General features: G+C 34.2%; 8 protein-coding genes. 3 read left to right on the forward strand and 5 right to left on the reverse strand.

All coding sequences use genetic code 11. The features are described 5' to 3' along the window. Positions 1-336: 336 nt before the first annotated feature. Positions 337-576: an aspartyl-phosphate phosphatase Spo0E family protein gene (locus COO03_RS21070; protein ID WP_097899025.1), complete on the reverse strand. Its 240-nt coding sequence runs from the start codon at positions 574-576 to the stop codon at positions 337-339. 365 nt (positions 577-941) lie between these two features. Here COO03_RS21070 and COO03_RS21075 point away from each other — a divergent pair, with 365 nt between their 5' ends. Continuing rightward, complete coding sequence (locus COO03_RS21075) at positions 942-2177, forward strand: MFS transporter (RefSeq protein ID WP_097899018.1); 1236 nt, start codon at positions 942-944, stop codon at positions 2175-2177. A gap of 284 nt (positions 2178-2461) precedes the next feature. Here COO03_RS21075 and nfsA read toward each other — a convergent pair whose 3' ends face one another. Both nfsA and COO03_RS21085 read right to left on the reverse strand, forming a co-directional pair. Beyond that, on the reverse strand, positions 2462-3196 hold the full coding sequence (gene nfsA, locus COO03_RS21080; protein WP_141523254.1) for an oxygen-insensitive NADPH nitroreductase: 735 nt from the start codon (positions 3194-3196) through the stop codon (positions 2462-2464). A gap of 280 nt (positions 3197-3476) precedes the next feature. After that, complete coding sequence (locus COO03_RS21085) at positions 3477-4058, reverse strand: YdcF family protein (RefSeq protein WP_097899020.1); 582 nt, start codon at positions 4056-4058, stop codon at positions 3477-3479. Positions 4059-4428: 370 nt separating this feature from the next. Between COO03_RS21085 and COO03_RS21090 the strand changes: the two genes are divergently transcribed. Further along, entirely contained in the window at positions 4429-5106 is a 678-nt protein-coding gene (locus COO03_RS21090) for a DUF421 domain-containing protein (protein ID WP_097899021.1), read from the forward strand. A 21-nt stretch (positions 5107-5127) separates the two neighbouring features. Here COO03_RS21090 and COO03_RS21095 read toward each other — a convergent pair whose 3' ends face one another. Next, positions 5128-6483, reverse strand: a complete 1356-nt coding sequence (locus COO03_RS21095; protein ID WP_097899022.1) for an MATE family efflux transporter — start codon at positions 6481-6483, stop codon at positions 5128-5130. Between the two features lie 103 nt (positions 6484-6586). After that, positions 6587-7420 carry a MerR family transcriptional regulator gene (locus tag COO03_RS21100; RefSeq protein WP_097899023.1) on the reverse strand — a complete coding sequence of 278 codons (834 nt, stop codon included), beginning with the start codon at positions 7418-7420 and terminating at the stop codon, positions 6587-6589. A 297-nt stretch (positions 7421-7717) separates the two neighbouring features. Here COO03_RS21100 and COO03_RS21105 point away from each other — a divergent pair, with 297 nt between their 5' ends. Continuing rightward, positions 7718-8878 (forward strand): cation:proton antiporter, encoded by a 1161-nt coding sequence (locus tag COO03_RS21105; RefSeq protein ID WP_097899024.1) that lies wholly within the window; start codon positions 7718-7720, stop codon positions 8876-8878. Positions 8879-9092: the final 214 nt, after the last annotated feature.

Consider the following 9092-nt stretch of genomic DNA (forward strand, 5'->3'; position numbering starts at 1 on the left):
TTTATATATACCAATTAAAAAAATGACATTAAAACCCCTCTTTTTAGGTGGGAGAGAGCATCTGGCCATGCATAGAAGCGGTTAGGGCCTTTTTCTGCCACATGCGAAGTAAAAACAGAATGAGCAAACGAGTGTAGGTTACTTTTTATTTTGCATAGCAAGGATGTAGATGCCGAAAAATTAAAATGGATCTATATATTTCACAATTTTTTTTATACGATACGCCTTCAGAAAATTCCTCACCATGTTTTCCTACCCAATAAACTATTAATCAGAATATACATTAATAGAGATGTTAATTGTTTGTAACTACCAAACAGTTGAATTGATCCCTATTTATCTCGTTAACTGCCCACACAATGTCACATCATTTTTCTGTTCATTCATAAACCTATTAATTAGTATATCTAAATCTCGACTAAATAATACAACTTTATCATGAGCTAATCCATATTTAGCAACAAGTACACTTAACTCTTGTTTTTGATCTTCTATTTTATCTTGTAATTGTCTCATCTCCATCTCTATACAAAAACTCCCTTTTCCCATATTATTACTTTTTAAAGTATAATTCATCTTTACATATAAAAAAATAGAAAAATGAATATTTCTTAAAAAATTCATAAATTGTAATTTACTGTTATTGAAATACACTATTTTTTCATACTTTTGTATGAGACAATCCCATTCTTTTTCATGATTTAAATTGGCAATATATCGTTTAACATTAAAAACAAAAGATGTAATTTAATGGTTCATTACCAAAAGACGGGGGTGACATATAGATAGATGTACACTCCACTCCGAGTGGACGCTTTCCGCGGGCGAGAGCGAGCCTCCTCGGCAAGCCTGCCTTTTGAATTAGCAAATATGAATAAGATATATTTAAGTGAATGGAAAAGACAAGTACAACCATTGTTAGGAAAAGAGAGCTGATCCCTATGTCATCGCAAACTATCACATATCGTAATCTCCTAAAACAAAATAGTGATTTTACAAAACTCTTTTATGGGCAAACATTAAGTGTACTTGGAGATTGGTTTCACACCATTGCATTATTAACACTCGTGTATAGTGTAACGCAATCTTCTTTCATGCTTGCGTTAACCTTTATGAGCAAAAGTTTGCCACAGCTGCTCCTCAGCCCTTTCATCGGTGTAATTGTAGATCGTTTTTCAAAAAAGAAAATCATGATCGTAACCGATATTTTACGCGGAGTGATTGTCCTTACTTATTTGTTAGCAATCTACCGAATTGAAATCATTTTTATTGCTAATATCATATTGGCAGTGCTTTCCTGCTTATTCGAACCAGCCAAACAATCTTCTATGAAAAGAGTTGTAAAGCAAAACCATTTAGTAACCGCAAACTCTCTTTCTAGTACAATGAATGGTTTTATGGCTATCATTGGTGCTTCACTGGGCGGAATTACCGCTCAGATCCTAAGTGTAGAAGCTGCTTTTTTTATCAATAGTATTTCTTTCTTACTTTCTGCCTTTTTTATTTTTAAGACAACCATTCCTTTTACTGAAACATCTAAAACGAAGGCACCATTTTTTACAGATATAAAAGAAGGCTATACATACATATTACGGCAAAAGGTTATCATGGCTTTAATTCTCGTTGGGATTTCATGGGGCATTATTGGCGGCGCCTATCAGCTGCTTTTAACAATCTACGCCGAAAGTATCTTTCATGCAGGGAATACTGGAATTGGCGTTTTATATACTGTCCAGGGTGCTGGACTTATGGTTGGAAGTTTACTTGTCAATCTTTATATTGGCTCAAATGAGAAAGTAATGAAAAAAGCATTTGGCTGGGCTTATTTGTGGCAAGGAATTTTCTTTCTCGGTTTCGTTCTTTCCGATCAACTTATTATTGGCATCTTTACACTACTAGGTATGAGAATTGCTGGAGGAATAATAGTTCCACTCGATACAACATTATTACAAACCTATACGAAAGAAGAGATGGTCGGCAAAGTATTTGCATTTCATTACTCAATTTACGGCTCACTTATACAGCTCTCTATGTTTATTACGGGATTACTTCTAGAAAGAATTTCTCCTCAAGTAATCGGTAGTGTTCTAGCTGTATGTTGTATTTTTGTTAGTTTTATATGGCTGTTTCTATTTTATAGCGGAAAGCTATACGACAATTCTTCCTCTATTCGATAGCATGTGTATAAGCATGCTTTTTACAACATCGCTTTTTCACAACAGGCGAACCTCATATATTTGAAAATATTGCTTCTGCATGGCTCGAGTGTTCTATTCGTGCTGAACATGTCAATTTAGAAAAATCTCTGCTACATACAATACATTCATAAAGAAAAGCGGCTCTAAATAAGCCGCTTTTCTTCATGAATCAAAACCGATATTCATATACAACATAATCAAAAAGATTTACAAATCCTACACTCTCTGTGACAGCAATCGAAGGCAGATCTGCTTTTCAAACTTTATTTTTTATTAAACCCTTTTTTACTCAAAAATTCCTTCATGTGTAATCGCTTCTCTTTTGACATGAAAGCACTCATTGATCCTGTCCATGTTACATCCTTTTGATTGGTAGATCTTCCCTTATAGTATTCATTCGTTGTTTGGTCATATTCTGCTAGTAATTCATCATATTTATTTTCGTCATATGCGTTTTCATGTAAAATTGCTTCAACTGGCAAGCGTGGCTTTACTGCATGGCTTTCATCTGGTACTCCAACTGTCATCCCAAATACCGGATATACTTTATCTGGCAAATGAAGTATATCACTAACTTCTTCTGGATTGTTCCGAATTCCACCAATATAACAAATACCATACCCTAGTGATTCTGCAGCGAGCGCTAAATTTTGCGCAAACAATGATACATCTACTGTAGCTACAATAAAGTTTTCTGTAGTATCATGTTTAATCTCTGTCCCGTGTTTCTCACAAGCTATTTCTAAACGCTTTAAATCTGCGCAGCAAACAAAGAAAGCCGCACAATCTTTCACATGACGATTTCCAGATAGCTCTGCTAATTGTGCCTTTAATGATTCATCTGTTACATAAACAACCGAATACGCTTGAACAAAATGTGATGATGCGGCATGTTGAGCTACTTGTACCATTCTTTCAGCTATATTTCTTGGAATCGGTTCATTTTTATATTTACGGACTGAAACGTGTTGTTCCATCTTATGTATTATCTCATTCATCAAAATCACTCCCTTTTCTTCTTCATACTGAAAAATTAACACATCTGTTTCAATATTCACAACTTATATGCCCAGCAAACTGTTTCGATCTGTCACTTCTATATTCCAATCATCCATATCACCTATGTTAAAACAAACTTCCCCCCCTAAACAAAAAGGGCAAATTCTTACCGAATCGCCCTTTTTCAACTCTATCATATTAAGCTGCACTCAAAACTTTAATGCCTTTAGCAATATTCAAAACGAAATAATAAATCCCTACAATTGTAAAGTTTTATCGCTATATTCGATTGGTTAGCCAATATTGTGTAATCGCAAAGTATTCTCGCACATTCGACTGAATGATAATTGGTTTTGGTGTTTTTGCAGGAAGTCCCTCTACTTTTAAACCTTGTTTTTCAGCAATTTTTTTTGCACGAAACATATGAAAGTCATTCGTAACAATCATTCCTTTTTTCTTATTTGCTGGAATAAGAGACTTTGAGAATTTAATATTTTCATCTGTATTTGTCGAACGATCTTCTATTATAATTCTGTCTTCCGCTATGCTTTGTTTTATTAACCCTTTTTTCATAGCTAATGCTTCTGAAATATCTTCGCCTTTTCCTTTACCACCGGACACAATTACAATTGTTTGCTCATGTGTTTTTAAATACTCCGCCGCTTGATCAATGCGATATTGTAAAGAATAAGAAGGCTCTGTTCCTTTCACCTTTGCACCTAACAGAATCATATAATCTGCATCATCTGGTGCCTTCATATGACCATGCTTATAAATGTTATATTGTAAGAACCCCATATAACCTACTATAATCATCATTACAATTAAGCTATACTTAATCATTTTTTTCTTCTTTAACATTTACGTATACTCCTATTTTTTTCTATTTTCTCATCATAATATTCCTCTAGTTATTTGTATAGATTCGATTTCCAATTCAATCTATACAAATTATTTTAATTTTCTGACATCTAACTCCCTGCTAGGCAGAATACAAAGTACCCTATACTCGTTTGCTCGTTCTGTTTTTACTTCGCATATGGCAGAAAAAGGCCCTAACCGCTTCTACGCATGAATAGATGCTCTCTCCCACCTAAAAGAGGGGGTTTATATCTTTTTTTTAATTGATGTATATATAATTCAACCTTAAAAAGTAATATTTATAATAAATAAGGGCATAGTGAATAAAGTATATTTTGTAATGGGAGCTTTATATGAAGGGGTGTAAACATTGTTTGTTTTTTTATGTAATGTAACATTCTTCTTTTTATTATTTCTCATATCACTTAAATTGCTAGGAAAATCCGCACTCGCACAGCTTACACCACATGATTTTGGAGCCATTATCTTTTTATCCTATTTTGCTTTTCAAGCAATGCCGGTTGATGGTGCTTTGCAAGCTATTGTCGGTATGAGTGTCATTACATGCCTCCATCTTTTGATCACAAAGCTAAGTCTACTCAATAAACTCAATCGTTTCATCCTGGGGCATCCCATTATTTTAATTAAACATGGAGATATTATTTTTGAAAATTTAAAGAAAAGCAGATATCCAATCGCCGAATTACTTTCTAATCTTCGCGTAGCAGGATATCCTAGCGTGCATGAAATTGAATATGCTATTTTAGAAGCAAATGGTGCCATTAGTATTTTACCTAAAAGAGAGCTTGTTCCTCTTACTCCAAAAGATATGCATATTGATGTCAAATATGCTGGGTTACCAATTGCCCTTATCGTTGATGCACAGATCCAACACGATAATTTAAAACTAATCCACAAAAATGAAAAATGGCTCCATAAAGAGTTACTCGATAAAGGCGTGAAAGATATACAAAATATCGCTTTTGCTTCCGTTCAAGAAACAGATGGCTCCTTTACGATTACGCTGAAAAATGAGAAATCCCCTTAAACGGTTAAGGGGATTTCTTCATTATGATGCTTGTTTTTCCTCCATGATTCGTAATGGTACAGGATGCTTCATACGGTTCATCCCAAATACAATAATCGCTGTTAATAGCTCTGCAACTGGCATGACAAGCCAAATTCCATTTACTCCGAACAACTTTGGCATCATCCATAGTAGCGGAATAATGAACAATAAACCACGACTCAAAATAATAAAGACTGATTTCTTCGTTTGTCTTACCGACTGAAAATACTCTCCATACACGATGTTATAACCTAAAAATACATATTGAATAAAGAAAAGGCTAATTCCCGTTATCGTTAATTGAAATAATTCTGTTGATTGAACATCAAATAAACCAATCAGATATTTCCCAAAGAATAAACCAATCACAATTGCTGCACACCCAAGTGCAACTGCTATTTTTACGGCAAGGCTTAATCCTTCCCTTAATCTTTCAGATAAATTTGCACCATAATGAAAACTTGCAATTGGTTGTAATGCTGCTCCAACACCAAAGAACAATAACAATGTCATGGAATGAATGCTATTTACCATCGCATAGGAGGCAACTCCTAATTCTCCTGCATATTGAATAAAGGCTATATTGAAACCAATTGTTACAATCGCTACTGTTATTTCAGTTGTAAAACTTGGAAAACCAATCACCATAATTTGTTTGACTGTCTCCCATTCAAAATGAAATTTCGTCCATTTTAAAATACTACTTTTTCTAAAGAAATGACTTAATAAAACAAGAAAACCAATTGCTGCTGAGAGGATAGTCGCTGCCGCTGCTCCTGTTACACCCCAGCCAAATATAAAGATAAAGACATAATCAAATACGATATTTAATAAAGCTGTTATAACAAGACCAGCCATTGCTAAATTTGGATTCCCATCGTTACGGATAAACGTACTCAAAACATTTTCTAAAACATATATCATCCCAAATGTTAACAATACTTGTAAATAATCTAAAGCATACGGCAAGATTACATCATTTGCTCCAAATAAATAAGCTAAATCTTCTATTTTCCATAAACAAATAGCCATTAAAATACCTACAATTATAACTGCTACTGTCATGGATTGTGTAAAAATAGATCTCGCTCGCTCTATTTTATTTTCACCTAATGCAATGGAATACAGTGTTGCCCCGCCCATACCAATCCATAATGAGATAGAAAAAAAGATTGAAAAGGCTGGAACGGCAACGTTTACTCCGGCCAAGCCATTCGCTCCTACTCCCCTACTAATCATCACTGCATCAATCATAATATTAACTGACATTAATACCATTCCAAGAACAGCTGGTATTAAATACGAAATAAACAAACGTTTTATTGGTTCTTCTCTTAATCTCTCTGTTGTTTCCATTTTAAATTGCTCCTTTACGACTCTCTGCTCACATTTTAAACCTTAAAGTAACTTGAAGGTCAAGAGAGAAGTAAAAAATGCAATTTTTCTTAGCTACTGCATTCTATTTCTTTTTTACGACAGGAATTTGTATTTCCGTTACTTGATCTTCTGGATTTTCTGTCACAGACCAATCAATTAAAGCAAGTTCAATTGCATCTCCGGATACTTCATATCCTTCCTTTTCAATGCCTCTTAATAACTCCTTGTAAGTTTCATCCGTTTTTTCATACGGCCCATGATGATAAGAGCAAGCATACATCCCCTCTTTAATAGCATCTGAAGTCGTCACTTGAAACGGCATATAATCAAGCAAAATAAAAACACGATTATATGATTGGAATTCATTTTGAAACAATGCTTCTTTTGATACTGTCACCCCAAGATCTCCTGAAAATACACTATCATCTATTTGCTTCATATTTTTTTGAAGTGAATGTATATAATACTCAAACATATCATCTGTTATATTCGGTGCAATAGCTAGCGCCGTAATTTTTCTCTTTGGCAATTTTTTAAATATGACATGATTTGCTTTTGACCCTGTAGCTTCTTTCATCATCTCAATTTTACGCTTCATTTTCGCCAATGCATATTCGATTTCCCTTTGTTTCTTTAACATCATCTCTTGCTGTTTTTCAAGTAGATTTAAAGCATAAGTTGGATTTCTTTCATCAATATACTTCTTTATTTCTTTTAAAGAAATATTTAACTGACGTAAAAATTTGATTGTATCTAAAAGTGAAAACTGATCAATGGTGTAATACCGATAATTTGTTTGCGGATCGACAATGGATGGATGAAAAATACCTTTTTCATCGTAATAACGTAATGTTGATTCTGGAATATTATGCATTTTTGCCATTTCTCCAATTGTAAAACGTTGATTGAATAACATGTTTCCTGCTCCGTTTCTTTCAAATAGATTTATTCCTAAAAAATCTAGCTTCTTTCTTCTTACCCTTCATTATATAGGCATATATTCCTTATTCAAAATGAATCATCTAACAAAAAAACTGCCAATTTAACATTGATTTTTTCTGAAACTTATTATATATTTATTACAAGTTCAAATTACAAGTTCAAAAGAACCTGTATAAAGACCTCTTGTTTAATGTTTGTTACATATTGTTTTACATTAAGCACACTCCGAGAAATCGTATGATAAAAACAAAAAATGAAAAGGAGAGATGAGATGGAATTTTTCTTTCAAATTGCGTTAATTTTATTAAGTACAAAAATTGCTGGTGACATTAGTGTTAGGCTTGGTCAACCGTCTGTACTTGGAAAATTGATCGTCGGTATTATTATTGGGCCTGCTGTATTGGGGTGGGTTAACAATTCAGATTTGCTCACACAGTTAAGTGAGGTAGGGGTTATTCTCCTTATGTTTATGGCTGGACTTGAAACAGACTTAAAAGAACTAAATGAAAACCGTAATTCCTCTTTAGCGGTTGCAGTTGGGGGCATCGTTCTGCCATTTGTGGGTGGTTATGTTGCAGGACTTGTAATTGGCATGGAACAAGCTAATGCAGTCTTTTTAGGATTACTTCTATGTGCAACAAGTGTTAGTATCTCCGTACAAACACTTCGCGACTTAGGTAAAATGAAAACAAAAGAAAGTACAACTATGTTAGGTGCAGCTGTATTTGATGATATTCTTGTAGTTATTTTACTAGCCTTTGCGATGAGTTTCCTAGGCACAGGTGATGTGAATTTAACAGTGATTATCTTGAAAAAAGTTGTCTTCTTCGCAGCTATTATCTTAATTGGCTGGAAAGGTGTTCCAATGATTATGCGCTGGTTATCACCACTGCGTGTATCAGAATCTATTATTAGTGCAGCTCTTATCATTTGTTTTGCTTTCGCATATTTTGGTGAACTATTAGGAATCGCTGGAATTATCGGTGCATTTGCAGCAGGTATTGCCATTTCTCAGACAGATTACAAACATGAAGTTGAAAAGAAAGTAGAACCAATTGCTTATGCAATGTTCGTTCCAATCTTCTTTGTCAGCATTGGTATGAACATTACGTTTGCAGGTATTGGAGATAAAGTATGGTTTATCTTAGCATTAACTATCATCGCTGTCTTAACAAAACTAATTGGTTGCGGATTTGGGGCACGAATCACAGGCTTTGATTTACAGTCTTCTACAATTATCGGATCTGGCATGATTTCCCGTGGTGAAGTTGCTCTTATCATTGCAGGACAGGGACTTGCTTCTGGTCTACTAGCAAAAGACTACTTTACAGCAATTGTTATTGTCGTTATTTTAACAACAATGATTACACCACCAATGCTGAAATATTCTTTCGGTGTAAAAGACAAGCAATTAAAACTAGGTAAATCGTAACTATATATACATCAATTAAAAAAACGACATAAAACCCCTTTTTTCAGGTGGGAGAGAGCATCTGGCTATACATAGAAGCGGTCAGGGCCCTTTTCTACCATATGCGAAGTAAAAACAGAACGAGCAAACGAGTGTAGGTTACTTTGTATTCTGCATAGCATGGATTTAGATCTCGAAAAATGAAAATGGATTTATATAGTATAATGTCGTATAT

Origin of the sequence: Bacillus sp. AFS098217, assembly GCF_002551815.1 — a bacterium.
GTDB lineage: Bacteria > Bacillota > Bacilli > Bacillales > Bacillaceae_G > Bacillus_A.